The 25,281-nt window shown below is 61.0% G+C and carries 27 protein-coding genes and 3 pseudogenes; 13 read left to right on the top strand and 17 right to left on the bottom strand.

All coding sequences use genetic code 11. From position 1 onward, the window contains the following. Positions 1–2: 2 nt before the first annotated feature. Complete coding sequence (locus AC0L3S_RS09280; RefSeq protein ID WP_473278845.1) at positions 3–413, bottom strand: hypothetical protein; 411 nt, start codon at positions 411–413, stop codon at positions 3–5. Positions 414–1,557: 1,144 nt separating this feature from the next. Between AC0L3S_RS09280 and AC0L3S_RS09275 the strand changes: the two genes are divergently transcribed. The 4 genes from AC0L3S_RS09275 to AC0L3S_RS09260 all read left to right on the top strand — a co-directional run bounded on the left by AC0L3S_RS09275 (position 1,558) and on the right by AC0L3S_RS09260 (position 3,925). Beyond that, positions 1,558–2,787 carry an ABC transporter substrate-binding protein gene (locus tag AC0L3S_RS09275; protein WP_473278844.1) on the top strand — a complete coding sequence of 410 codons (1,230 nt, stop codon included), beginning with the start codon at positions 1,558–1,560 and terminating at the stop codon, positions 2,785–2,787. A gap of 132 nt (positions 2,788–2,919) precedes the next feature. Then, positions 2,920–3,234 (top strand): hypothetical protein, encoded by a 315-nt coding sequence (locus AC0L3S_RS09270; protein WP_473278843.1) that lies wholly within the window; start codon positions 2,920–2,922, stop codon positions 3,232–3,234. 118 nt (positions 3,235–3,352) lie between these two features. Continuing rightward, entirely contained in the window at positions 3,353–3,604 is a 252-nt protein-coding gene (locus AC0L3S_RS09265) for a hypothetical protein (RefSeq protein WP_473278842.1), read from the top strand. A 102-nt stretch (positions 3,605–3,706) separates the two neighbouring features. Further along, positions 3,707–3,925, top strand: a complete 219-nt coding sequence (locus AC0L3S_RS09260; protein ID WP_473278841.1) for a hypothetical protein — start codon at positions 3,707–3,709, stop codon at positions 3,923–3,925. A 32-nt stretch (positions 3,926–3,957) separates the two neighbouring features. On the opposite strand, the gene AC0L3S_RS09255 is transcribed toward AC0L3S_RS09260, so the two are convergent. Further along, positions 3,958–4,140: a hypothetical protein gene (locus AC0L3S_RS09255; protein WP_473278840.1), complete on the bottom strand. Its 183-nt coding sequence runs from the start codon at positions 4,138–4,140 to the stop codon at positions 3,958–3,960. Between the two features lie 459 nt (positions 4,141–4,599). On the opposite strand from AC0L3S_RS09255, the gene AC0L3S_RS09250 reads away from it, so the two are divergent. From AC0L3S_RS09250 to AC0L3S_RS09240, 3 genes are all read left to right on the top strand, one after another. Next, entirely contained in the window at positions 4,600–4,818 is a 219-nt protein-coding gene (locus AC0L3S_RS09250; protein ID WP_473278839.1) for a hypothetical protein, read from the top strand. Positions 4,819–5,004: 186 nt separating this feature from the next. Beyond that, complete coding sequence (locus AC0L3S_RS09245) at positions 5,005–5,448, top strand: low affinity iron permease family protein (protein ID WP_473278838.1); 444 nt, start codon at positions 5,005–5,007, stop codon at positions 5,446–5,448. Between the two features lie 2 nt (positions 5,449–5,450). Then, entirely contained in the window at positions 5,451–5,966 is a 516-nt protein-coding gene (locus tag AC0L3S_RS09240) for a DUF1003 domain-containing protein (protein ID WP_275170249.1), read from the top strand. A 118-nt stretch (positions 5,967–6,084) separates the two neighbouring features. Here AC0L3S_RS09240 and AC0L3S_RS09235 read toward each other — a convergent pair whose 3' ends face one another. Beyond that, positions 6,085–7,449, bottom strand: coding sequence for a carbohydrate porin (locus AC0L3S_RS09235; RefSeq protein WP_473278837.1), 1,365 nt, complete (start codon positions 7,447–7,449; stop codon positions 6,085–6,087). Between the two features lie 228 nt (positions 7,450–7,677). Here AC0L3S_RS09235 and AC0L3S_RS09230 point away from each other — a divergent pair, with 228 nt between their 5' ends. Both AC0L3S_RS09230 and AC0L3S_RS09225 read left to right on the top strand, forming a co-directional pair. Further along, positions 7,678–7,881: a hypothetical protein gene (locus AC0L3S_RS09230; protein WP_473278836.1), complete on the top strand. Its 204-nt coding sequence runs from the start codon at positions 7,678–7,680 to the stop codon at positions 7,879–7,881. A 15-nt stretch (positions 7,882–7,896) separates the two neighbouring features. Further along, positions 7,897–8,319: a hypothetical protein gene (locus tag AC0L3S_RS09225; RefSeq protein WP_085401355.1), complete on the top strand. Its 423-nt coding sequence runs from the start codon at positions 7,897–7,899 to the stop codon at positions 8,317–8,319. A 356-nt stretch (positions 8,320–8,675) separates the two neighbouring features. Here the strand turns inward: AC0L3S_RS09225 and AC0L3S_RS09220 are convergent, their stop codons facing one another. Further along, on the bottom strand, positions 8,676–9,779 hold the full coding sequence (locus AC0L3S_RS09220; protein ID WP_473278835.1) for a DNA topoisomerase IB: 1,104 nt from the start codon (positions 9,777–9,779) through the stop codon (positions 8,676–8,678). 259 nt (positions 9,780–10,038) lie between these two features. Between AC0L3S_RS09220 and AC0L3S_RS09215 the strand changes: the two genes are divergently transcribed. Continuing rightward, the gene (locus tag AC0L3S_RS09215) at positions 10,039–10,863 is read left to right on the top strand and encodes a ribonuclease HII (RefSeq protein WP_473278834.1); all 825 of its coding nucleotides are present in this window, start codon (positions 10,039–10,041) and stop codon (positions 10,861–10,863) included. Positions 10,864–10,894: 31 nt separating this feature from the next. Here the strand turns inward: AC0L3S_RS09215 and ligD (AC0L3S_RS09210) are convergent. From ligD (AC0L3S_RS09210) to AC0L3S_RS09175, 8 genes and pseudogenes are all read right to left on the bottom strand, one after another. Next, a pseudogene (gene ligD, locus AC0L3S_RS09210) lies at positions 10,895–11,840 on the bottom strand (non-homologous end-joining DNA ligase). A gap of 12 nt (positions 11,841–11,852) precedes the next feature. After that, on the bottom strand, positions 11,853–12,416 hold the full coding sequence (locus AC0L3S_RS09205; RefSeq protein ID WP_473278833.1) for an MOSC domain-containing protein: 564 nt from the start codon (positions 12,414–12,416) through the stop codon (positions 11,853–11,855). Then, on the bottom strand, positions 12,416–14,098 hold the full coding sequence (locus tag AC0L3S_RS09200) for a helix-hairpin-helix domain-containing protein (RefSeq protein WP_473278832.1): 1,683 nt from the start codon (positions 14,096–14,098) through the stop codon (positions 12,416–12,418). Before AC0L3S_RS09200 ends, AC0L3S_RS09205 begins: the two co-directional genes overlap by 1 nt. 464 nt (positions 14,099–14,562) lie before the next feature. Then, complete coding sequence (locus AC0L3S_RS09195; protein WP_473278882.1) at positions 14,563–14,901, bottom strand: hypothetical protein; 339 nt, start codon at positions 14,899–14,901, stop codon at positions 14,563–14,565. A gap of 62 nt (positions 14,902–14,963) precedes the next feature. Further along, complete coding sequence (locus tag AC0L3S_RS09190; protein ID WP_473278831.1) at positions 14,964–15,227, bottom strand: GlsB/YeaQ/YmgE family stress response membrane protein; 264 nt, start codon at positions 15,225–15,227, stop codon at positions 14,964–14,966. Positions 15,228–15,255: 28 nt separating this feature from the next. After that, a pseudogene (locus AC0L3S_RS09185) lies at positions 15,256–15,734 on the bottom strand (YidB family protein). 76 nt (positions 15,735–15,810) lie between these two features. Beyond that, complete coding sequence (locus AC0L3S_RS09180; protein ID WP_473278830.1) at positions 15,811–16,431, bottom strand: hypothetical protein; 621 nt, start codon at positions 16,429–16,431, stop codon at positions 15,811–15,813. Positions 16,432–16,461: 30 nt separating this feature from the next. After that, on the bottom strand, positions 16,462–16,782 hold the full coding sequence (locus AC0L3S_RS09175) for a hypothetical protein (RefSeq protein WP_473278829.1): 321 nt from the start codon (positions 16,780–16,782) through the stop codon (positions 16,462–16,464). Between the two features lie 385 nt (positions 16,783–17,167). Between AC0L3S_RS09175 and AC0L3S_RS09170 the strand changes: the two genes are divergently transcribed. Then, a complete protein-coding gene (locus tag AC0L3S_RS09170) occupies positions 17,168–17,347 on the top strand; it encodes a DUF3606 domain-containing protein (RefSeq protein WP_473278828.1) in 180 nt (59 codons plus the stop codon). 38 nt (positions 17,348–17,385) lie between these two features. On the opposite strand, the gene AC0L3S_RS09165 is transcribed toward AC0L3S_RS09170, so the two are convergent. Further along, positions 17,386–18,285: a 3'-5' exonuclease gene (locus AC0L3S_RS09165; protein ID WP_473278827.1), complete on the bottom strand. Its 900-nt coding sequence runs from the start codon at positions 18,283–18,285 to the stop codon at positions 17,386–17,388. Positions 18,286–19,008: 723 nt separating this feature from the next. Then, a complete protein-coding gene (locus AC0L3S_RS09160; protein ID WP_473278826.1) occupies positions 19,009–19,221 on the bottom strand; it encodes a hypothetical protein in 213 nt (70 codons plus the stop codon). A 585-nt stretch (positions 19,222–19,806) separates the two neighbouring features. Between AC0L3S_RS09160 and AC0L3S_RS09155 the strand changes: the two are divergent. Together AC0L3S_RS09155 and AC0L3S_RS09150 are read left to right on the top strand one after the other, a co-directional pair. Continuing rightward, positions 19,807–19,989, top strand: a pseudogene (locus AC0L3S_RS09155) (hypothetical protein); the annotation flags it as partial. A gap of 264 nt (positions 19,990–20,253) precedes the next feature. Beyond that, complete coding sequence (locus AC0L3S_RS09150; RefSeq protein ID WP_473278825.1) at positions 20,254–22,026, top strand: adenylate/guanylate cyclase domain-containing protein; 1,773 nt, start codon at positions 20,254–20,256, stop codon at positions 22,024–22,026. A 92-nt stretch (positions 22,027–22,118) separates the two neighbouring features. Here AC0L3S_RS09150 and AC0L3S_RS09145 read toward each other — a convergent pair whose 3' ends face one another. The 3 genes from AC0L3S_RS09145 to ligD (AC0L3S_RS09135) are packed head-to-tail and all read right to left on the bottom strand — an operon-like array spanning position 22,119 to position 25,193. Further along, on the bottom strand, positions 22,119–22,841 hold the full coding sequence (locus AC0L3S_RS09145) for a type II toxin-antitoxin system VapC family toxin (RefSeq protein WP_473278881.1): 723 nt from the start codon (positions 22,839–22,841) through the stop codon (positions 22,119–22,121). 31 nt (positions 22,842–22,872) lie between these two features. Continuing rightward, on the bottom strand, positions 22,873–23,370 hold the full coding sequence (locus AC0L3S_RS09140) for a hypothetical protein (RefSeq protein WP_473278824.1): 498 nt from the start codon (positions 23,368–23,370) through the stop codon (positions 22,873–22,875). A 5-nt stretch (positions 23,371–23,375) separates the two neighbouring features. Continuing rightward, positions 23,376–25,193: a DNA ligase D gene (gene ligD / locus AC0L3S_RS09135; RefSeq protein ID WP_473278823.1), complete on the bottom strand. Its 1,818-nt coding sequence runs from the start codon at positions 25,191–25,193 to the stop codon at positions 23,376–23,378. Between the last annotated feature and the right edge of the window lie 88 nt (positions 25,194–25,281).

The following is a 25,281-nucleotide window of genomic DNA, read 5'->3' as shown; positions in this document are numbered from 1 at the left end:
GCCTAGGCCACGTCGAAGGTCGGCCAGCAGCCGTCTTCCTCATGGCGTCCGGTTCGGTTGCCGCAGGTATCATCGAGCAGCCGCTGACCGACATCCCTCCAGACCGCCCCCGGACCGTAGAGCCTGGTAGCGTCCGCCTTCTGAATCTCGACCGCCCTGCCGCAGCGCCGGCAGCCCACCCTGAGAAGGTGCTGGGGTATCTGCCTCAGGCGCAGCAGGCGTGTCGAAGCGCCAGGACCTGAGCCGACCGCTTCCGCGCGAGGGTCCTCCAGCACGGCCTGCCAATATTCCGGCGGCAGATCCTCGTTCGGGGCCAACCCGCGTCCGGGCGCGGCCTTTCTGCCGACTGCAGCTGCCATCTTCTCCATCTGCTTCAGTGTCGGCATGCGCCAGCTCGCGGGTCGGTCGGCCATGGGCCATTAGAACATATCAAGAACACAAGAGTCGAGTCCGCCCAAAGTCGGATTGGGAAATGATGCCGCCGCTCGGTGTCGGAACCGCGTCACGGCCCCGCGAATGGAGAGGCTTCTTGAAACTCACTCGTCACGTGTCCCTGTATCCGGAGATCTCTGAAAGCGGGAAGATTTCATGCAAGGAACCGAAAGCTTCCTCGGCTCGCCCGGCTGGATCTCCGTCCTTCCGAAGTAGAGCCGCACGGTCGTTCCGATACCTGGCGCACTCTTGATCCTCAGCTTGCCGTAGACCTGACTGAGGCCGAGGCACGTACCTTTGCCGACGTCCTTCGTCGTGAAGAACGGTTCTAAGGCAAGTTACGCGACCTGTGCGCTCATGCGCTGATCGGTTTAGTCAGTGCGAGTACGCCTGCCGCATCGTGCTCCTCGATCTGAAGCGGCATTAACCCAATAATCAAGTCGCCTTAATCCGGGCCAAATGTCGTCTATGGCTTGATGCTCCGAGGTGGGCATCGCTGTGATCAAGGTCGTCGTACTTGGATTGGTTTGCGTCGGGGGTATCGGTGCTATTGCTGCCGCCGCCTCCAAGTCTGCTCCGGCGCCGACACCTTCGATCGCTTATCCTGCTGTAGCCGGCAACAAGGCTGATCGGCTATCGCTGGTCAGCATGCAAGACGTCCAACCAACTGTTGAGAAGGTCGCCCTCGCCTTTACGACACCTTCCGAGCCGCCGACGTCGCCACCGCCTCAGCCAAACGAAGTGGCCAAGGCGAAGGCTCCACAATTCATTGCTCGCCACTGGCACGATCCTAATGACAGCCGAGTCAGAGCCAGAAATCCAAAGTCGGAGCCTTCGAGAAGTACCTCACGGAACGGGTCCGCTGCCAAGTTGGCTGACGCGCAAGAGTGCCGAGTAGATGGCCTCAGCTCGATGCTGCGCAAGTTCAACTTGCAGCCGGCCTGCTCCCGCTAATTCCTGCGGAAGGAATTGTGCGCTGCGTCTAAGCTTGGCTTTCTCACTCTGAAGTCAAACGGCTTGCACGTTTCGTTGCTGCCGCGCGCTGTTCTCATGCATACTCGCCAATGCGCGGCTGAACGGCTCACAAGAATACTGGAACAGTTTGCGCTTTAAGGGAGGACAACGATGCGTCGTTCTTACGTCAACTTTGTCTATTCGACCGCAATCACAGCGGCACTTGTTGCAACGCTCTCGTCGACCGCTATTGCTCAAAAGAAATACGACCCCGGTGCAACCGACACTGAGATCAAGATCGGCAACATCATGCCGTACTCCGGTCCAGCATCCGCGTACGCTACGATCGGCAAAACTGAAGCCGCCTACTTCACCAAGATCAATTCTGAAGGCGGCATCAACGGCCGGAAGATCAACTTTATCTCCTATGACGATACGTACAGCCCGCCTAAGACGGTCGAGCAAGCTCGTAAGCTCGTTGAGAGCGATGAGGTGTTGTTGATTTTCAATCCGCTAGGGACGCCCGGAAACACCGCTATTCAGAAATACATGAATTCGAAGAAGGTCCCGCAACTGTTCGTATCGACAGGTGCTGCCAAGTGGAACGATCCAAAGAATTTCCCCTGGACGATGGGCTGGCAGCCCAGTTACCAGGTCGAAGCTCGCATCTACGGCAAGTACATCCTTCAGAACTACCCAGGCAAGACGGTCGGCGTGCTCTATCAGAATGATGACTTTGGAAAAGACTACGTCACCGGCCTAAAGGATGGCCTTGGTGACCAAGCCAGCAAGCTGATTGTAGTTGAAGCTCCTTATGAGACGAGCTCTCCTACCGTCGATTCTCAGGTCGTGCAAATCAAGGGAGCCAATCCGGACATCTTCGTAAACATAGCGACACCTAAATTTGCTGCCCAGGCGATAAAGAAGGTCGCTGAAATGGGATGGCATCCGGTGCAATTTCTTACAAACGTGTCTGGTTCAATTGGCGGCGTCATCAAACCTGCCGGTTACGAGGCCAGCCAGGGCATCTTGTCCACCGCATATCTGAAGGATCCGAAGGACGCTGAGTGGAAGAACGACGCATCCATGAACGAGTGGCGATCTTTCATGACAAAGTGGTACCCTGAAGGTGATCTCGACGACTCTGCGACTGTCTTTGGCTACGGCGTGGCAAAGGGCCTGGAGCAAGTCCTACGTCAGTGCGGTGATACACTGACGCGCGAGAACGTAATGAAGCAAGCAGCGAACCTCGATTTTGAGATTGGAATTTACCTGCCTGGCACGCGGATCAAGACTGGCCCGGATGACTTTGCCCCGATCGAGCAGCTTCAGATGATGCGGTTCAAGGGTGAGAGTTGGGAGAGATTCGGGCCGGTTATGAGCGGCGCCAAGGGATCCTGATCGACCATTTTGCGGTTGTACTTTGGCCCGCACCGTTCGTTGATTGAATAGGTGCGGGGCAGAGCGGCCGACTGTCATTCTGTTCAAGAATCTTTTGAAAAGCGGTCAAAGCATCCAATCTGCGAGTCAAAAATGACACAGGCTGAAATCGAGACCGAGCTGCTCGCCTTGCGTTCCGAGCTCAATGAGCAAGCTACCAGAGCTAAATCTCGCGAGATCGAGTGGCGTAGGCTTGGCTTAATTGCGAAGGGAAGCAGTATATTAGCTTCGTTGACCGGCCTGGGGCTCATCATTTCGAATCTGCTGATCCCGAAAGCGCCATCCAATGGCAATTTTCACGACCAGCTTGTTATGATGAGTATATTTATGATCTTGCTTGCCGTTCCCCTGATGCTCATAGGCCAGGCTTTGCACAAGTCGCCGCAACTGGTTATCGGACGATCCTGACCGGTAGAGTTGTGGGTGGCCCGGGTCGAAGTGACGTGCCGCACATACAGGACCCCAGTGAGCTCCCATTGTATTGGCACAGACACGCAATAGTGCCGTCTGACTTGGGACCACGAACATGACAAGTTTTCGTACAGGGCTCTTCGCCATCGCAACCGCGGCCGTAATCGTTTCGACCGTCGGCTCGGTCTCCACTGCAAGTGCAGGACCATACGATTGGATGAGCAACAAACCATATGTTGCCTGCGTGCAACAGGCTTACAGCCACGGCCAGGTAATCACGCAGCTCTACGGTCATACGGCTGGTGTGATCGCCTACAACCGCGATCGTCGCGCTTGCAACAGGGCGAATGGCTACCCGGATGCCTGATATTGTTCATGAGTGAGCCGGTAGATTCGCAATCGGCTCACCATGATTTCCGAACGTGCGCTGACACGAATACTTCTATTGCCCAACAGTGGAATATCTCAGATGCGCTGGTTTCTTTTGAATGTTATTGGCGCGTCGATCGGCTTAGGAATGCTGCTCATTACGTTGTTTGATAACTGGATGAGGGGTTACAGCATATTCTGGTGGGTCATGCTGGCGCTTCTCTCGATGTTCTCGATCCTAATCAACGCACTGATGTTGGTGGTGCGGATAAAGCGAGCCAGCGCAATCGCTACACCCGCGGCGGTTCGGGAGAGCTAACCGGACCCACGAAACTTAGCTTCAGCCCGCTACTAGCGTTGGTGGCCTAATCCGATCCCAAGCTTCAATGCTTTCTGGCGCAAGGAACCTACGGACCTCTTCGTCAGCTTTGCGATCTTGGTAACAGGTGTTCTTGCTTTCGAATGAGCCCGCAATTCCTTCACATCATCCTTGGTGTATTCCCGCCTGACTGTCTTCTTTGATTTTTTGGCCATGTCGACTCCGATTAACTGGAGTGGCCTTCTATCATGATTAGCTTGATGAGCAACTTGATTGCACGAAGGCTAATAAGTTTCGCTATCTGCACTCGACGATCGCATTTTTATTCGCGGCCGTTGGGATGCAGATAGGCAACGAGTCTGGGTAGCGCTGCCCTATTGAAGGATGTTGCCGCCCTAACAGTTGATCGCCATCCCCGCAAATGCGATGGATAGTTGCCTATAAGACGCTCTTTGTTGTTTATGGAATTTGAAAGTTTAGATGCTGGATTGTGCCAGCCTCGCGGCTTGTGAGCCATCAACATCTCCTTTTTTGCGAATGTGCTGGTAGCCGCCATTGCAAGCCGGCGTCCATGACCGACATGAAATGCCGGGCCTTGAATTCGAGCTCCTGCGGGAACTGCCACCTTTTCCTGGCGTTAGCCGAGGGGAATCGGTGTGGAGAGCAAAGCCTTTATGCAGAACCTCGCCAATGCAGCGTTTTCGCCGGACGTGATCGCTGCGATGACCTCCGCTCTTGAGGCTGCAGTCGCGAATTTGCCTGAGCCGGTGCATTTGTCTCACGTCAACCTTCTTGCAGAGTCCATCCTGCGTACTGCAGGTGCAGGGGAACGCGACCCCGTGGCCTTGCAGAGGCTGGCGCTCATTGAACTACAACTGGTGCGCAGAGATTAGCTTCACCAAGGGACCCTGACGTCGGTGTGCCATCTGAAAAGGGGCGGGGAGTTGATGAGGCGTGCTTCGGGACCTCGTGAAAAAGCTTCAAGTGCTTGTGCGTGACGCCAGGGTGAGCGTGCGCTTTCAGTTCCACAGGGCGGAACTCTTGTCGGGCCGCAACATTGTAGTCGGAGAGGCAAGACCATGAGCGACCCACCATCCTCGATTTCCAAATTCTTTGGTAATCTGGCCAACCAAACTTCGCTTGCGGCTGGGCGCGCTTCAACCTTCCTCCTAGCGGCCGGTGTGGTGGTCGTATGGGGCGTAAGCGGCCCGCTCTTCCACTTCTCAGACACTTGGCAGTTGGTCATTAATACTGGGACCACAATCGTAACTTTCCTTATGGTATTTCTGATTCAGAACTCGCAAAATCGTGACAGCGCGGCCATTCAGGTGAAACTGGACGAACTCATTCGCGTGAGCGCGGCGCGCAATAGTCTCGTGGGAATCGAGCACCTCACGGATGATGAGATTGAGGAGCTTCGCTCGAAATGTGAAGCGCGTGCCCGGGCCGAAAAAGCCGGAGATGAGACACTCGACCGAACCCGACAGTCAGCGCGGCGAGCCGCCGAGCAGATCGCCAGCTGACGATGTCAGCGCCGGCATCATCGAAAAGACCGGTAGAAAACATCGATGCCATCCTGCGGCTTGAAAAGCAGGATGAGAAAAAGATCGCTCTTCATCATCGTGTTTTTCATGCAATCGGATCGTTTGCGGGAACTCCGCAGTTCGTTGTGCTGCAGTGCGGGGCGGTGGTGTGTTGGATTGCGTTCGGCGGGGTATTCCCCGATCGCGCGCTTGATCCATTCCCGTTCCCGCTGCTCGGGACATTCCTTGCGCTGGAGGCGGTACTTCTCACCTCCTGTGTCCTCATTCGCCAAAATGCGACCGACCGCATCTTGGAGAAGCGGGATCGTCTAGAACTTCAGATTAATCTGCTCTCTGAACGGGAGGCGACGCGATCTTTGAGAATATTGCAGAAGCTTGCCACGCGGCTGAATGTCGATGACGAGGATTGCCAACAAGACGAATTGGCGCAGGAGACGTCTGTTGATCAACTTGCCCGAGGCTTGCGCGAGCGCGAGCAGGCTGAAGAGGCTCAATGAGATGTTGGCCCCAAGTACCCGACATGCCGGTCGCCCTGATGCCACCTGCGTGGTCGTCATCATCTACACGAGCTAAGCCTGAACGTCGTCGAACAGAGTCCGTGCGATGCGCACGGTGCTAGAATTTGAGCGTAGTCCGGAGCCCGAACACCGAGGCGTTTTTGAGGACCTTTCCGGCGGATGACGTCGCCGGCCCCGTGGCGCCGCCGCCCGGATGGATGATGTATTGGAAGTTCGGCTGCAACGACCAGCCGTCCTTTATCTGATACTGGTAGACCGTCGTCAGCAACCCCTCGAAGTTTCGCAAGGGCCAATTTGGATTCGCCAACGTCCGGTAGTCGGCATCGAGCGCCTGCGCCCGTTTGGACACATGGGCATAACCCGCGGCGATCCCGAACTTGTCGTCGGGCCGGTCGTCACGAAGCCCGATGAACTCGAGGCCGGCATCAGCGTATATATCGACCAGGTTGCGATCAGCGGGCGCGCCGGCGGCCCTTGCGAACACACCGATCCCGCGATCGTCGCTGTGAGGCACGCGGTAGATCTGTTGCTCGAAGACCGCCCAGCCACCGATGTCTCCTGCCAGCAATAGCGGCTCTCCGCTGCTACCGGGAGCGGCGAACGAGACGCCGTTGGACGCGAGCTGTTGATCCGCGAAAGAGCCAAAGTGCCGCCAGCCGCCGAACTTGATCTGGCCGGTCAGGTTGGCATCGCCCTTCTTGTTGTTCCAGGCGTACTGGATCTGACCCAGTAACAACGGCGGATCGTTGACGCGGAAATTGACGCCGTAGCGATTGCGCTCCTGCGGGTCGCCCGGTCCGGGTCCCGCTTGGTCGCCGTCGAAGATCCCACCCAGAACGGAAAGCTGGTCGGTCAGGTTGACCAGTAGCCTTGCGCCCATAGCCGCCAAAGGTGGCGACGGTCCGCCGCTGGGAAGATTGAGCGACGTGATCGCGGGCCAACCCATTGAGGCGTTGGTGAACACGTCTGTATATTTGGTGTTGAAGAATTCGCTGTCGGCGGCGAGCTGACCCACTTTCAACGAGATCCTCTTCGCGCCCCACTGCTTCTCGAAATACGCTTCGTAGAGACGCGTTGAGGGTAGAGCCTCGATTCCGCTGACGACAAAGAAGTTCTGAAGATTGCTCCGGGACAGGCCATCGCCATGGATCTCGAACATGTTGGCGTGAAAAGTGAGCTTATCGATGCCGACGAGTTTCTGCAGATCGACATCCACCGCAAGGTTGAGACGGCCTTCGTAGATAGCGCCCCGCTTCAGGCCGCCGGAAGCGTTACCCAACGCCTCGCCGATGTAAGTGGCAGCGAACTTCACGCCGTACTTCTGCAGCGGATTGGGCAGAAGGCCGAGCGTCTTTTCCTCGACTGTGCTCTCACCCGTATCTGGATCTGCCGGCTTATCGTCGTCGGTCTTCTTATCCTCCTGGGCGGCGGCGCCGGCTGCCACGAGCAAGAGGACCGACATCGAAAGAACGACCTGCCTATAGACTCGCTGGGGTCTCGACACGCGAGTGTTCCTGATCTCGAGGATAGCCTTACGACTTGCCCGATCTTACAAGACAAGTCCACCGTGCAGGCATCTTCCAAAGGTACGGTCAGACCAGCTGGCTTGGCCTATCGCGACCGAAACTTTGTTGAGTCGCGCTGAGCGAATGTTGGCTATATTGGGACTTTCGCGTTCTGGGGAGTATTGATGTTCGATGCGGCAACCACTGCGCTAGTGCGCGCGGTCTTGGACCAGGTCTGCGAGAGCGTTTTGCAGCGCGAGATCGGACCGCGTAGCCATGTCGCCTCAAAGATACTTGAGGCGGCGACTAGAGGCGAGGTATCGCAGGACGAACTCACGCAGGTCGGCCGTGGCGCCCTTTGGCCGGCGCCCGCGATGATGTGGCGCTGATCGGTCGAGGCGGGCGTGAATTTCCAGGTCACGGTGCTGAAGATCCTGGTGAGCTATCCGGACGGCTTCGCCGTCATGGATGACCTGAAGCGCGACATGGCCATTCTGGCGACCAGCGGCCGCGATTGGGCGGACCGGACCAAGCGCCTCGCTGCGCAGGTCCCCGCCCTCGACATCTTTTCTCAAGGCTTAGTCGAACGCATCAGCGGGGGCTGGCAGATCACGGCAAAGGGTCGGGCAGTGCTTGAATTCATGGAAGCCCGCCCGGAGGCATCCGCGCCGGCCCAACAGGCCGCAGCCCATGAGGCTCCCAAATTGGTATCCGAGACAGCGCCGGTTCCTCCGCTGCGGCAACCTGCCGACCGTGCCGAGCGGCGGCGCGCACGCCGCCAACGTCGTCGTGAGGCGCGCGAACGCGCGAGAGCGAACGCCTCTTGAGGTGGATCGAAGCCAAAGAAGAAGCCGCCGGGTGGGCGCTGCGGTTGAAAAAGTCCCAGACTTTCGTACCTCCTAGCCCGAAGCGTACCGCCGTTACGTTGTTTGCGGCCAGGCTAGTCCGACCTAAGAACGGCATTGCTTCGGGTCGGGACGGCGACTTGTGCACGGATCCTTCTACCCGAGCCGGGAGGCGCGAATGCGAGGACGGAAGCCGAACCCGCGCGGTAAGCGACCGTCCCGCCGGCCCGCACCACGGCTTTGAATGGAAGGCCCCTATTTGCCGACGAGAGCACCAGCCGAGGCCTGCCTGGAGGCATCAAGGAAGACGCAGGCATCCGGAGACCGGGTACGCGAGGCTAGGCGGGCACCTTCAGAGAATCGAGACGCTTCCGGAGAAATGCCAGCACCATGATCTCGTCGGAAGTGAGCTTTGCGTACTGGCGCTTGAACTTCTGCGCGATCTTGGCCTCAATCATCTTCACGAGGTCACCTGACATGTAGGCGTTCAAGACTTCCGGGTGCACGTAGCACTTGCGGCAGATGGCTGGTGTGTTGCCGAGCTGCTTCGAGACGCTTTCGATCGCAGCGACGACGTTGCGCTTCGCCTCGGCCTGGCTGTCGTACTTCTTGAATTCGGCAAGCGCCAACGCCGCCAGAACGGTTCCCGCCCAAGTCCGAAAATCCTTGGCGCTGAAGTCCTCGCCCGTGATGTCCTTGATGTAGGCGTTGACGTCGCCAGAATCGACGGTGCGGGGCTGTCCGTCGTCGTCCAGGTACTTGAAGAGCTCATGTCCCGGGATCTCCGCGCAGCGCTTCACGATCGCGGCTATCCGCTTGTCCTCGACGCGAAGCTTCCATTGTTTGCCCGACTTGCCCGTGAAGTCGAACCGAAGGACGCCGCGCCCGACCTCGACGTGCTTGCGGCGCATGGTCGTGAGCCCGTAAGACTTGTTTTTCTCGGCATATTCGGCATTGCCGACCCGGATCAATGTCTTCTCCAGAAGACTAACGATGGTGGCCAGAACCTTCTCGCGCGGCAGTCCGTCCCGCTTCATGTCGGCGGCGACCCGTTCCCGCAGCGCGGGCAGCGCGGCAGCGAACAGGATGATATGCTCATACTTGTTCTGGTCTCGTAGCTCGCGCCATTTCGGATGGTAGCGGTACTGCTTGCGACCCCGCGCATCGAGCCCGGTTGCCTGGATGTGGCCGTTCGACGACGGGCAGATCCACACGGACTCGTAGGCCGGCGGGATGCCGATAGATTTGATGCGTCGGATGACGGCGGCATCGGTGATGCGCTTGCCATCCTTGTCGTAGTAGCTGAAGCTGGTTCCAGTCTGCTTGCGCGTGTACCCCGGCGCGGAGTCGCTGACGTACCGGAGGCCTTCTTCCGCGATGGTGGCCGCGACCTCGGCGGTGCGATCCAGAACCTCTTCTTCGTTGCTGGCTTGTCGGAGCATGGGCCGGCCCCCTCGGAAGCACCCGGGGATCGAGGCTCCACTCTTTCTCAAGGGATGATGACACCTGTTGGTTCCGCTCTGAGGTCGAACGCGGGGTCTGGATCAGTGGCCCTCCAGAATAGCGGGACCTCAGATGGCGAGCCGGTCCGGTTCCTTTCGACAAGGCGCTGCGCAGTCGATGACGGCATGGTCTAGCTTCAGACAATCGCCACAAATTTCACCGACACGCTTCCCACAGTCAGTCTTCACGAAGGCCCCTATGCCCCAGTATTCGCTCGATGCGTTGCGCCGGCGCTATGTCGTCGAGAAAAGACCGCTCGAGGCCGACATCGAGCAGATCTTGCGGGCCGACGCCCGCGCGGGAGCCCGTGCCATCCTGGCTTCAATCGACAAGCGGCGCTCCGAAAACAGGTCCGAAGGGCAGCGCCTCCGTAAGATGTTCCGCTTCGAGACCTCTCTCTGGGAAAGCGGCCAACATGCCGTGGCAGGCGTGGACGAGGCCGGAATGAGCCCTCTCGCCGGGCCAGTCTCTGCTGGCGCCGTGATCCTGAAGCCCGGCACGCGGATAATCGGAATCGACGACTCGAAAAAGCTCGATGCCGCCGCTCGCGAAGAACTCGCGAAGGAAATCAAGGAAAAGGCAGAGAGTTGGTGTGTAGCATTTGTCGAGGTCGAGGAGATCGACGAAATCAACATCTATTGGGCAGGCATCCAGGCGATGCAACGTGCGGTCCGGGGCCTAGGGTTGACGCCGCAGCACTTGCTGATCGATGCGAAGCGGTTGAAGGAAATCGACATCCCTCAGCAGCCCATCATCAAAGGCGATACCAAGTCCGCCAGCATTGCGGCCGCCTCCATCCTGGCGAAAGTCGAGCGCGACACGGTCATGCGGACCCTCGACGAGCGTCACCCCGGCTACGGATTCGCGGATCACAAGGGCTACCCGGTACCGGCTCATTATGAAGCTCTCGCCAGGCTTGGTGCATGCGCAGCTCACCGAAGGTCATTCGGACCTGTACGCAAGGCCCTCGGATTGCCGCCCCTGCCGCCGTGGCCTTCGGCATCCGAGCGCGCCGCCAGCTGAACTCCAGATCGAACGCTTCGTCTCGGCGGCATTATTTTCGCGACCAACTCGTTTCGCGAACGACGTCCTTGGCGTTTTTGTCCGACCTCAGGCCGAGATAGACCGGCTGGCGCAGCTCGCCCTTGCTGGTCCACTCCGCGAATTTCACTTCCGCAACCAACGAAGGACGAACCCACGTCGTAACCCGCTCATCCTTCACCTTGCCAGGGAAGGGCGACTTGGCTGTCTTGAGCCTGACGAGCTTGTTATGAAGCTCTTCGAGAACCTGGTGGCTGAAGCCGGTGCCGACGTGGCCAATGTACCGCCATGCATCGGCGTCGCGTACCGCCAGCAGGAGGGCGCCGAAGAAGGGCCGGGTTCGCCTCGGCGGTGAAGCCGGCGATCACTACCTCCTGCCGCTGCGCGGTCTTCACCTTCAGCCAATCGGCGGTCCGGCGTCCGGACGCGTACGGGCTGTCGGCGCGCTTGGCCATGATGCCTTCGAGATGTCTCAGCTCGGCTTGTGCAAAGAACTTTGTGCCGCTGCCTTTGCGGTGGTTGCTGAACGCGATGAGCTTGTGGCGCGGCAAGAGGGCCTTGAGCCGCTTCTTGCGCTCGAGAAGCGGCAGCGCACGCAGGTCCTCGCCGGCTGCGAACATGAGGTCGAACGCGCAGTACAAAAGCTTGGCCTCGTGACGCAGGGCGTTTTGAAGCAACTGGAAATGGGATACGCCGTCCTTCCCGATCGCAACGAGCTCGCCATCGATCACGGCGTCCGCCTTCACTCCCTCAAGTGCTTTCGCGACCTCGACATAGGAGTGGCTGATGATCTTCCCGTTGCGGCTGTAGAGCGCGACCCGACCACGCCGGATTTCCGCGACCATGCGGAAACCATCGAATTTGTCCTCGAAGACCCAATTGGGATCGTCGAACGGCGCATCTGTGAGCGTGGCCAACATGGGCTGCAGGCGATAAGGCAGGGTCGATTTGCGGGCCATGGTAGGCTCTTTCTACACGGCCGGCAGAGGCCGAAACGAGGAGGACGGAGGGCGAGCCCGCGCGGTGTCACCAGCCGCGACCATCCCGCCGGCCCGTACCACACCCAGCACCCCAGATTTGAACGGAGGGCCCGTTTCCGCCGACGAGAGCACCTGTTGCTTAAGGCCGGGGTGGAAGCGGTCGATCAGAACGCAAGGCGTCCGGAGGCCGGTCAGTTCCACGATGGCCGTTGGTCCAAGCTCGATGAGCGTCCCGAGCGGCATCCGCTCAAGGTCCAGACCGGCAGTGGTGATGTTCTCGCCGAGCTCTCCCGGTCGTACCTCGAAGCCCGCGTCCGAGAGGGAGGCAAAGAGCTCGGACGGGATCAGGTGGACCTGCCGGAGATTGGGCAGGCCTGGCCGGCGGCGGGCGAGATAGCGGTGCCGGACGAATGGGCCGGCGTGGGCGTCGCCTTCGACGCCGTGGCCTTCCACCAGGACGATGCGGTCCTGGAGCGGTTTGCTGAAGTTGTGCCCCGGGTCGGCGGCGACCGCCACCACCCTTCCCTGCAGCGAGAGATCGTGCGCCTGCGGCATCAGGCCGCCCGGGCGACCGAGCGCCGCTTCTGGCGGAGGTAGCGCGTGATCTCCGGAAGGGCCATCGCGTTCAGGACCCGGTCGGCAGGGACGCCGCCCTTCCGGGCCATCTCGACGCCCCAGTGCATGTGGTCGAGCTCGGGGATCGAGTGCGCGTCCGGATTGATGCTCATCATGCAGCCGAACTCGAGGGCGGCCTGATGCCAGCGCCAATCCAGGTCGAGCCGCCAAGGGTGGGCATTGATCTCGACGACGACGTCATGCCTAGCGCATGCCCGCAACACCTTCTCGATGTCGATTTCGTAGCCCGGCCGCCGCTGCAGCTGCCGCCCGGTCATATGGCCTATGATGGTGGTGTGGGGATCGGAGATCGCACGAAGCAGGCGCTGCGTCTGCGCCTTGGGGTCGAGTTTGAATCGGCCGTGGATGCTCGCGACCACGAAGTCGAAGCGCTGCAGCACGTCGTCCGCATAGTCGAGCGAGCCGTCGGCCAAAATGTCGGACTCGATGCCTTTCAGGATCCGGAAATCCTTGCCGAAGCGCTTGTTCAACCGGTCGGCGTCCCGGTGCTGCTGCCTGATCTCTTCCTCCGAGAGGCCGCCCGCGTAGTGCGCGGACTTGGAGTGGTCGGCGACGCCGAAATACTCGAAGCCGCGCTGGCGCGTGGCCTTGGCCATCGTGTCCAAGCTCTCCGTGCCGTCGGAGGCATCGGTGTGGCAATGAAGGATTCCGCGCAGGTCCTTGTCGGTGACGAGCTTCGGCAACTTGCCCTTCAGGGCGAGCTCGACCTCGCCGCGGCCCTCACGGAGTTCAGGATCGATGAACGGCAGACCGAGGGCACTATAGATCTGGACCTCGTCGCCGGCGATCAGGGTGCGGCCCTTGTGCAGCCCGTCGCTCTCCAGCCGCATTCCTTTCTCCGCGGCCAAAGCCTGGAGCCTCTCGATGTGAGCGGCTGAGCCGGTGCCGAAAAGAAGGGCGGCGCCGAAGTGGTTGCGGTCCGACAAGCGGATTTGCAGTCCGTCGGTCGCCGAAGCATTCGCCGCCTTCTCGATCTTGGCAGCCTCCGCAACGATCGTGAGGTCGCCGACGAGTTCGCAGCCGCGGCGGAAGTCGCCTGCGATCGTCACGCGCTTGAGCTCCGGCCGAGCCTTGCGGAGCGAATCCTTGGCGTGCGCGAGCAGGGCGGCGGCACGGTGCAGATGGAGGCGACCTTCTCCACTTTTGGCGATGGCCAGGTTTTGCAGGATCTTGGTCTGCAGCGCGGCGCCGAGGCCTTTGGCCTTCTTGATACGGTCGTCCTTGGCGGCGGCCTCCAACTCGGCGAGCGAGGTGATGCCGAGATCCTTGTAGAGCCGCAGCACCTTCTCGGGGCGGAGGCCGGGAACGGCGAGCATCTCGAGCACGCCCTCGGGAATCTCCTTCCGGAGCTTCTCAAGGCTCGGATGAGAGCCCGTCTTGTGAAGCTTGGCGACGATGTCGGCGATCGCCTCGCCGACGCCGGGAATTTCGGTCAGTCGGTCCTCGGCGATGAGCACGTCCAGGGGGACGGCAAGGGCCGCCAGGCTGTCTGCGGCCCGCGTGTAGGCTTTGGCCCTGTAGGGGTTCCCGCCACGCAACGCCTTCCGCTGTGCGTATTCTCGCAGGAGACTGACGATCGTGCGAACGTCCACGGAAGCCACTCAACGAGCCTCCCGTTCCGCGCCCGTCCTCACCGGAGCAAAGTCTCCTTTAGCGGGTGGGCTGTCATCGCGCCGGCGATCGAGAGATGCCTCAAGTTTCTGCGCTGCCCGGAAGTCCTCAAGGTGCTGCGTGTTCGGGCTATAAGCGGCCTCCTTCTTGAGGAGATTGTAAATTCGCCCCGCAACCAGCTGCAGATGCTTCATCCTGCCCTGCGGCATGGATCGGGCCTTGCAAAGAGCCCGGACAGCGTAGGCGCGGAAGTAGTCAAAAGCGTCCGACATGATGTCGGTAAACGCCCATTCTCGCGTATAGTTCGGTCGACATCGTCAGCCCGCAGGTCCGTTATGATCGACATTTAGGCGTGCGCCTATCATCGTCAGCAGGTCACAGCGCAGAAGGCAGGGCGATGAAAGCGCAGCTGTCACATTCGTTCGCGGCCGCGCCTGTTCGAAACGTTCAGACGTCACGTTTTCGGACTTGGCAGCGGAGTGGGGAGAGCTTGGGGAGGCTGAGAAGGTGTAGGACTACTCTGCTGCTGCGGCGCCGCGGGGTCGCCACCTCCATGAGGAACGCACGTACCGATGTTGCTGAGCAGGCGTTTGGCCTGGAGATCGCGGACCTTTGAGTATTCGCGCCGTCGCTCGATATTGGCCGCCGCCCATCTGTCCCAAGCCTCGAAAGCGTCCGTATAGTGCTTCCGCATCTGCTCCTCGGCGGCGAGGCAATCGGCGAACTTGTCGAAGACCAGGTCGGTGTTGACCGGGGTCATTCCTCCTACCAGAACAACGAGCATCCATTTCATCTTGCCGATCGCCTTTCGCCGGGCGAATTCTTCGCTAACGCGAAGAATTCCGTTCACGGTGGCTAGATGGCCCGACGACTGCGACCGGCGACAAATCCGTAGACAAAAAGCACGATGATGGCGCCCACGACTGCCCCCACGAGCCCTGCGCCTTCTCCTGGGCGGTACCAGCCGAGGGCCTGGCCAAGATAGGTCGCGACGAACGCCCCCACTATTCCCAGGATCGTGGTCAGGATGAAACCCGACGGCTCATTATCGCCGGGCATGATGAACTTCGCGATGATGCCTGCGATGAAGCCGATAATGATCGACCAGATGATGCCCATGTCTCTCTCTCCCTCTCGATCGCTGTGATTATCCCGCCGATGGAGCCGGAAGACGTCCGTCAGGTGTGTATTTGTCCACGGCTGTAGGAAGCTCTCGGGACAAGCGGTCGAGAATCTCCTGCTGCGACAGGCCGGTCTGCTGCTCCAGCTTTTGAAGAACGTCCGGACCGATAGCCTGCTGGAGTTCGGGCGGGGTGACTTCGCGATTTGGCCCCTGATTGACCCAGGATTGAGCCGCATCGCCCTGTCCGTTCTGCTTGAAGTGCTCGAGCAACTCGCCGATCCCGCCGTTCAGCAGCGAACCGACGCCGCCGCCTCCCACAAGGCCGCCAAGATTGCCGAGCATGCCGCCCAAGGAATCCTTGGCACCCAACGGCTGACCGGCGCACCCAACGGCTGACCGGCGGTCGCATTGCGGAACATGTCGGCGAGCTTGTCCCGATTTTGATAACCGGCGATTGCGAGCATACCCAAGAGGGCGGTCATCGATGGCATTCCGCGGCTCATATTCGGCTCCTCAGTTCGATCATTGGTAACCGTGCAAGAAAAGGGCGGCCCGGCTGGGGCGGGGCCGCCGGCTAATTCATCGCACTCCGGTGCCGTAAAGTTGGCGCTCTTTGCGGACCTCGTCCGCGCCATAAGGCTGAGCGGAGGGATCGTAAGTCTTCCAGCCGGCCTTCTGCCAGGCTGCGCTCCGTTCGCGGAGATTGACGGCGGACTGGTTCAGGATCGCTTCGTAGCGCGCGCGGTCCGCATCAGGTACACGAGCCGAAACCAGGGTGCCGCCGCGCCTAACACCTTCGGCGTAGAGTGGTGCTTCCTCATCGGATACGCCGGCCTGCGTCAACGCTCCCACGACCCCGCCCGTCGCGCCGCCGGCAACGGCACCGAGCGCGGTCGATGCGAGCCATCCGGCCGCCACGACCGGACCCAAGCCAGGTATCGCCAACAAGCCAAGGCCCGCGAGCAAGCCGGCCGCGCCACCGAGGCCTGCGCCGACGCCCGCTCCCGTGGCCGCACCTTCAGCCCGATCATCAACCCCATCTCGATCTCGATCGACCTTCTTGTCGGTGCTGTACCAGTTGTCGGAATTGTTCGCGACGATGCTTAAATCCGAATGCGGCACGCCCGCAGCCTCCAGGCTCGTCACCGCGCGCTGCGCATCGGAGTAGTTATCGTAGAGACGTGAAATCGTGACGGTCATCTTGAATCCCTCAATTTTGTTGGGCGCAGGTTATTTCGCCGCGTTCACGTTGCCTTGGAAATCCAGACTCACATCGGTCGAGGCGCCGCCTTTGCTGGCCTTTCCGCGCCAGACGCCGTTGTCGTCCTTCTTCAGGGATGTGACGTTGGTGTAGCCCGCGTCCTCAATCTTCGATTTGGCCTGACCCTCGGTGAAGCTGTTGGCCCCTGCGACCGGCTTGTTGGAATTGTTCTGACCGGTACTGTTGACCGCGTTATTGTTGGGCCGATCAGTGGCCGGCGGGTTTTGCGCAAACGACGGACCCGCCAGAAGCAAAGCAGCCGTTAGCAGAAGAAGCAGTCTCTTGTTCATGTCGTCCTCCAGAAGTGGCACGGCACAAACATGCGCTGGACTGAGAAGTTCCAAGTTTTCCCGGTCCGTGGGTTTGGAATGGAGGATGTAGAAAAGGATCTGCAAGAAAACGGGAGCGGGCTCCGGGCGCGTACTTCATCCTCATTGGGCCGGAGCGTTCGGAGCTGGCCAACTCAGGCGACTGCGCCAAAGGGCCGCTGTGCTCATGCGGTGCGACGAAGCCTTCGTGCAGGCGGTCGAGCAAACGAAAATGGAAAGGCCAACCAAGGTGGAGCCGAGATGCTGCCGGCGCTCGTTCGGCTTCGGCGCGCAACAGCTTCTTTGCGGGAACCCGGTGATTCCTTGAAGCGTTGCACTGCCGTCAGCTTGGCAGACGGAGGAGCAGATGGCAGCGAAGAAGACCGCACGGGGACGCAAACAGGATCGCGCCCGCGTGGCTAAAGGCCAGGACTACGAATTGCGGTACGAAGCAAAGAAGACTGGCCGCTCGGCCTCGGCGGTGAAGAAGGCCGTGAAGAAGGTCGGCAACAGCCGCAAGCGGGTCGAGAAACGTCTCGGCCGCTGAGGGCAGGTTCGCGCGCGTAGCATGGCCGTTGGCGGCCATCAGATCCTGCAGGAGAAGCGGGTGAAGGCGGTCAGCGTCTGCAGGCGCGGCTCCACATCGCGCAGGTAGATCTCGGTCCGGAGAAACGCGAGCTCGGTGTCCAGCGCCGACTCGCAGACGTCGACGTACCAGGACTTTGGCCGACCGTCCGTGCCGTCGCTCCAGTGATAGCCGCGCCGCTTCAGCGAATCCTTGAGTTCGAACGGCGACTGTTCGGCCCAGATCCGGATGGTCTTCTGTCGTGCGGTCTCGAGCAGGACGGCGAGCGCGGGCGCGCCGGTCGTTGGTAGGTCGAAGTCCAAGATCTCGAGCAGCGCGTGACAGTCGTCAACCGCCCGGTGCGCCTGGTGGAAATAGCCGGCGCCATTCAGAAGGTAGCCGAGCTTCGCTCCATCGAAGCCGTGCTGCCGCCAATCGACCTCCGTCGCGGAGCATGCCCACGCCTTCCGCTCGAAGACGGGCCAGTAGCGTTCGGAAAACTTGCGATCGAATCCACTGTTATGCGCGATGATCAGGACCACGGAATCATCGACGAAGGCGTTCACGGCCGCCTCGTCGATCTTGTGGCCGGCCACCATTTCGTCGGTGATGCCGGTAAGCGCCGTGATCTCGGTCGGGATCGGCTCGGACGGCTCATTGAAGGCGGAGAACGTGTCCCTGACTTCAATGATGCGCCCTTCCGGGGTGTAGCCGAACTTGACCATGCCGAGCTCGATGAGTTCGTCCTTGCGGTGGTCGAGGCCGGTGGTTTCGGTGTCGAGCAGGATGCCGACTTTAATTTCCTGTCCGGAGGCCGGCATCGACGTTGGCCGCGGCACCAGGCGCCGAAGCACCCGGTAGTCGCTCGATCGGCCTAGTGCCTCGGCCATCGCGGCCAGATCCGATGCGTCTCGAAACATCTCTTCTCGTGGTGAGCCGATGAGGTAATCCGTCAGGCCCCACAATATCGGGACCGCTCGGCGCGAGATATCTGAAAGACAAGCAATTCACGAGCTTTTCGGGAGTGTCGGTGCAGTTGGACCCCCTTGCGGGACGCTCGCGCAGGGCCTCAATCGCGAGCGCTCCAGAGGTTTACGCTAACGGGCGGATCGGCGGAGCAGCTCCAAAAGGCTAGACAGGCGCCCGCGTGTGGTGCCGACCCCGGATTGCTACGGTCCCACTGGTGCGTGATCGTTTACGATCTGCAGCTATATTTGGGTCCATGGAATCCTCGTACGACTCCGAGCGCGAGGCCGTCGCGGCAATGAAGCTTGCCGCCGACGCCGATGGGCTAGAACGGCAGAGATGGATCACCGCCGCCCTGGCGTGGTCGGAGCTCACGCGCCTACGCGGGAAAGCCGAGGACAACCTGCCGGAAGGTTGCCCTACGCGGTAGCTCGTTCCCGTGCAAGGGGGCGCCTCTCCGCACCCCGTCCAAGCCGCTAGGATTGCGTTCGGGAAGGCGATGCCGCACCCGCTCACGGCATCAAATCCTCGCAGGTGAGGCCAGGTCCACCGGCTGGGTAGGCGAGCTTGGTCCTGGGGAGGCGTCTCTCGCGGCTCTCTTCGCGCACTGCGGGACGGCCGCCAGGCTCTATCGGGTGCGCGGTGCGGCACCATCGAGAACGACACGGGTGTGGGCGTCACGCCTCGCCGGGCCCAGAGAAAATCGCTGCAGGCGGCGTCGTGCGAGGCGTCGGCAGCGGCCGCTCGGTCGGTCCGGATGCCGAGGGCTGCCTGCCCCTGCTGTCATACCGTTTGGCGAGATCTAGGAGACGACGCCGGGTGAACGGATCGGCTTTCTCCGCCATACCTCGGACCCTTTGGGCCAGACCTCGGTAGAACTCCTGCTCCATGACACGCCCCTCAACATCACTGCCCAGAGTTGAGTGCTGTGCGGCGGCGGAGTCAAGAAGGCGCGCAACAGTGCGTGAACCCGACCTAATTTTTATCGGCCAGCTTGAGCTCGCGATCTCGGCTGAACTAGAGTGCCATCGCAGGGGGAAAACAGATGGCCATGCTCCATCCGGTCCGGAAGGCGTGCCCGGGGTGCGGCAAGCCGATGAAAGCTGTGTCCGACGAAGCTTCGGAACGGCGGCCGCGGTACGTGTGCACCAATTGCAACGATGACCCGCTACACGACCCGGGTGCCCGCAAGTGGGCGGATGGCCCGCTGCGCCCTCCAGAGCCGTAGGGATTCGAGCTGCGCGCGGTCTTGGTCTCGAGCATGGAACGGGCTCGGCCGGATATCGTTGATGTGGCGGGCCCGCGCGAATGCACGGCCTGCGTGGCTCCGCCCTCAAGCCCCCCAGCCCCCGAAAAGGCGGGCCACGCTCATTCTTCGCATTCATTCCGCAGAAATTTCCGCTGACCGTAACTTGCGTGAATCCCTGACTGTGCGGGTTCAGGCAGAATGCTGCTTTCGCTGGGGGAGACCTCCAATGTTCGATGCCGAAACCACCGCGCTTTTGCGCGCGGTCCTCGACGAGGTGTGCGAGAGCGTGTCACGCTACGAGACCTCTGCCCGCACCCACGTCGCCTCCATGATCCTCGAAGCCGCCAGCAAGGGCGAGACATCGGTTGACGGGCTGAAGCAGATCGGCAGGAGTGCACTTCGCGAGGCTTCGATCGCGGAACTAATCCGGCGAGCCGCGAGTCGTCATGGGCCGGCAAGAACCGCCCGCCCGGCGCCACCAACCTACGGTGCTAGTCAAAATTTGCGCTGACAGGGCGCTATGCGTCCGCTCTGCCTCTGATAACCGGCGGCATCTCACCAGAGCTCAGACTTAGGTCCCGGTGGGGGACGCCTCGACTTCGTGCAAGATTTGAAATTCCTTGGCACCCGCAGCCAACTGCGTAGACTGGTCGCGATCATCCAGGAGGGCGACTTGGCGATCGACCGGCAAATCCGACGGTTGACCACGATCCTGGCGGCGGATGCAGTCGGCTACAGTCGGCTTGTGGGCAGTGACGAGGAAGGTACGCTCGATCGCCTCCGGGACCTTCGCAAGGACTTGATCGATCCCGCCATCACTGCCCATCGAGGTCGCATCGTCAAAACTACTGGAGACGGTTTGCTGGCCGAGTTCGCGTCGGTTGTGGATGCGGTTCGTACGGCGATCAATGTGCAACGTGCCTTGGCCGGGAGCAACGCCCACCTAGCGCCGGATAAGCGCATTGAATTCCGCATCGGCATCAATGTTGGTGACGTGGTCGTGGAGGAAGACGGCGATCTCATGGGAGATGCGGTCAATGTGGCGGCGCGATTGGAGGGGATTGCCGAGCCTGGCGGTATTTGCCTGTCCAGTGCAGCCTATGACCAGGTACGTGGCAAGATTGATCTCGCGGCGCAAGATCGCGGCCGCCAGAAATTGAAGAATATCGCCGCGCCAGTCCAAGTCTATACGCTATCGCCCGCGCGCTCGGTAGCAACGGCGCCGGACAACGCCATCGCACCGCGGCTCTCCATCGTCGTCCTGCCCTTCGTCAACCTCAATGGCGACAGCGAGCAGGACTACTTCGTCGATGGTGTAACCGAAAGTCTGACAACCGACCTATCCCGCATTCCTGGAGCTTTCGTCATAGCTCGCAACACGGCCTTCACCTTCAAAAGCAAGCCAGTGGACGTCCGGGTGATCGGCCGCGAACTTGGCGTTCGATACGTGATGGAAGGTAGCGTGCAGGGCGGCGCCGATCGCGTTCGCGTGAACGCGCAGCTCATCAACACAGAAACCGGCGCACACATTTGGGCCGAACGTTTCGACAAGCCGCGCGCCGACATTTTCGACATGCAAGATGAGATCACCACACGGCTCGCTCGGATTGTTGGAATCGAGCTCGTTGCTGCGGAAGGCCGCCGGGCCGAGCGCGAACGGCCAAACAACATGGATGCCGTAGATCTAGCTATGCGCGGTTGGGCGATCCTCAACCAACCCTTGTCGCTGCGCCGCGACCGTGCGGCGTGTGACCTGTTCGACGAAGCGCTCAAGTTGGACGCCCAAAACATCGAGGCGTTGGTCGGTGTCGCGTTCTATCATGGCAACGAACTTCGCACCTTTGCCTCGACCAATCGGGACGAACAGCTACGAATCGCGCTTACCGCGATCACTCAGGCCCTGACGCTGGCCCCTAGCAACGCTCTTGCCCATTTTGTCCACGCCAACGTCCTGCATGTCTCGGGCGCGACAGAACGAGCCCTCAGCGAGCTTGAGTTCGCGATCGGGCTGGATCACAATCTTGCTTGGGCTCACGCCGACGCAGGCTTCATGAAGGTGCTACTCGGGCGCGCGGAAGAGGCAGAAGCTAGTCTCACAAACGCAATCCGACTCAGCCCGCGCGATCCCGGACTGGATCGCTGGCACGCCCTGCTTGGAATTGCCGATCTGTTCCTCGGCCGGCTCGACTCTGCCCTGGACCGGCTACGTAAATCAGTCGGATTGAATCCTAATGTCGGCATGCCTCATTTCTTCCTGGCGGCGGCCTCAGCGCTCAGCGGCCGCGCTACGGAGGCGCGAGAAGCGCGGAATGCCGGCCTCCGGCTCGACCCGAACTTCACTGTCGCTAGATTTCGCAACGAACGCCGCAGCGAAAACCCGATTTTCCTAGCGCAGCGTGAGCGCATCTACGAGGGCCTACGCTCGGCAGGTGTGCCGGAGGGGTAGGCTCGCCGCGAGACTGTCACGTCTACATTGGGTCACAAGCCGCAGATCACGCTCCAGTTTCACTTAGGAGCCGAGGTTCATGAGTACAGACTCTAGCTGAGGCTGATGCCTCGAGCTACCAGGCTCGCGCCCAAGTGCACCTGATCGACACATCGTTGCACTGGTCCTGGGTAGTCCCGCTCTACCCAGGACGCATCGGCCAAGCGAACCTCATCGAGCTTCGAGAGCCGAAGGCAGATCCAGCTGGCTTGGAGAGGACGCCTGATGCTCGAACCGGCGTCCACAAGGAGAGCGAATGCGCGCTCCTCCCCGGCGGCGTGGCCCAGGATGTAGGGACAGACCGTCTGGCGCTGGCCGGCATTGCTCACGTGCACGGGCCGGCGTTCGAGAAGCGCCTGTCGCAGCGCAGTGAAGACTTCGCTGTGGCCTTCGCTCAGTATCTGGAACGGTCGCTTGCGACCCCGGCGGGGTCGGTACGCGGCGAAGTTTGGGTTGAACGTCGCTGCTCGGGTGATCCCCAGGCGCTCCGTCATCGTAAAACTCGTTCGGTCGATCAACGAAAAGCTCTCGTCCGGAAAGCTTGCCTCGATCTCCGAAGCCGCATCCAGATCGGCACGGATGACGGGTTCGACCCGAACTCCGCTGTCGCGCAGCCGCTCCCAAAAGCTTTCCGCCACGTCCTTTCCGAGTTTGGCTCTGAGCAGTTGCCACGTTTCGGTCAGCACCAGGTCGGTGGTAAGGTGCTGGTCGATGCTCCGGAGGATCGATTTGGCGCGCTCATTCTGAGCGTCCCGCTTGGGGCGGCGGCAAACCAGACCGAGCTGTCAACGAACGCTCTCATCCGCGTCACTCCTGAACAGGGTATTCCCAAATCTCGCGCTTCGGCTCGTTGGCCTCAACCCATTTCTGCGCGCTCTCTTTGGAAGCAAAGAGCCTGACCCAATCGGCATCCCCAACGTCTGGGGAGCCCGGGTCCGGCGAGTAGAGCCAGACCGATCCTTCGACTGGACCGCCTTCCACTTCGTATTCCCAGGCCACGCCTTCAGGGTCATTTTCCTTGAACCACCTGTCGGCGACGTCGGCAGACGCAAACACCTTTATCCATCCGGGCTCGCCTGCCGCGAGCGTTCTGCCGTCCTGGTGGTCGTCGAGGTAGAGCCATACGGTCCTTTCTTCACAACGAGCCTCGTCATGGTGACGGACAGCCGCGTTCACGCGTTGCCGGTCGGCGCGATCGGCCTCAGCCAGGGACATCACGGCAGCGTAGAGTTCGGCAGGAATGTTGCGCCTGTCGCCACGCGGTTTGTAGCGCCATTTCAGCCATCGATCGAATGCATCCGACATGTGGCTCACCTCCTTGGCTTGACGCGAAATGGACTATCGATGGTGAAGGCGCCCGGCGCGATCCCGCTCTCGATCCGCTTCCATGTCACGGGCGCGGCGATCGGAAATCCCTCCCGGGCGCGCGGGGAATACGTGCCGATGGCCGTGGTACCGCGGCCATTGCGCAGATAGTCGAGGAAGATGCGATCGCGACGCTTTGCCTGCGCAGACAGAAGGTAGCGGTGTGGATGGCGCGCTGCGAGGGCGGACACCAGCTGATGCGCCACCCGATGTGCTTTGTCGTGCAGCACCGGCTGATCCAGGGGGGCCATCAGATGAATTCCTTTGCCGCCGGTGAGCTTGGGCCAGGTCTCGAAACCTTCCCGTTTCATCAGCGCGCGCAACTCGAGCGCGGTCTCCACGACGGCATCCCAGTCGACGCCCTCGCCGGGATCGAGATCGATCACGATGCGGTCGGCATGTTCGAAGTCCTCGACGGTCGCATTCCAAGGGTGCAGCTCGACGGCCCCGATCTCGACCAGCCCAAGGAAACCTTCCAGGCTCTCGACCCACAGGCGCGTGCCTTCGCCGCCCTCGCGCTTCTGAATCCGGAGCTGGTGCACGGCCGCCGGAATGTCCTTTGGCAGCGGCCCCTTGTGATAGAAGGTCGTGCCGTGCATGTGACGCACCAGCTTGAGCGGGCGATGGCCGAGGTGCGGGAGGGCCTTCTTCCACACCCTGCGCCAGTAGTCGGCGAGTTCTTCTTTCGAGGGGACAACCGCTTCGGGCAGAAGCTGTAGGATGTTTTCTCGGGAAACGCCCAGCTTCGGCCGGCCAGCCAGCGAGGGCACCAGTCGCGGCGCCTTGACCTTGCGCACCGCAAGATCGTCTCGAAAACCCTTGAACACGGCTTCACGAAGTAGGCCATCATCGGTCAGCGCGCCATACTGGACCTCGACTTCGAGCGTCGGCTCGACCCAGGTCGCCTTCGGCTTTGTGACGGCGACATCGAGCGGAGAAGCCTTGCGGATCAACGGATGAAGCCGCTCGCGCAATTCCCGGGCCGTCGTCTCGGTGTAGCCGGTACGCACCTTGCCGGCGTAGAGCAGCTTGCCGTTCTCGCGCCGGCCGACGTAGAGTGAGGCGACCTTGCGCGGGCGCGCCCCTAGCTTCTCCACGAACGCGATGATCGGGAAGGTCTCGCTCTTCTTGCATTTGAGCTTGATCCAGCTCTCCTGCCGCCCTGAGCGATAGGGTTCGCCGAGCCGTTTGGCGACCAGGCCCTCCAGGCCCAGCTTACACCCTTTGTCGAAGACCTCGTTGCCGTCGGCCGCAAGCGCTTCGACATAGATGAATGTCTCCGGTGCGTCCTTCAGAAGCCGCTGCAGCAGGCGCTTGCGTTCCTCGTACACGACGCGGCGCAGGTCGTACCCGTCAAGGTATAGGAGATCGAAGGCATGGTACCGCACACGCTCGCTGCGCTTTCGGCCGAGCTCTCTCCTGAGCTGCTGGAAGTCTGGCAAGCCGCCACTGCCGTACACCACCGCTTCGCCGTCGATGATTGCGGTGTGTGCCTTGAGAAATTGGGCGCCGGCTGCGATCGAGGAGAACTGCTCCGTCCAGTCCAGGCCCGTACGCGAATAGACCTCGGCGTCCCCATTTCGCACGTGCAGCTGTGCGCGGTAGCCATCCGCCTTGATCTCGTAGACCCAGTCTCCGCCGCGCGGCGGCTTTTCGCGCAGCGTGGGATCACACGGATCGATGTAACCAGGAATAGCAGCTTTGATGGCGCCATGGACGCGCGATACTCCGAAACGGGACTGACGCAACGCCACGGCACACATGCCGATTCAACGCGGGCGCGCTGATTCGTTCCTTCCTCGTGCAGGACCCGTCCGGAACGAGGGTTGTCTCCGAGCTTTGGCGAGTTGT

The sequence above is a fragment of the Bradyrhizobium sp. Ken01 genome (assembly GCF_055807355.1).
Note: the sequence above shows the minus strand (reverse complement) of the source record. Positions and strands in the feature narration are given on the sequence as shown.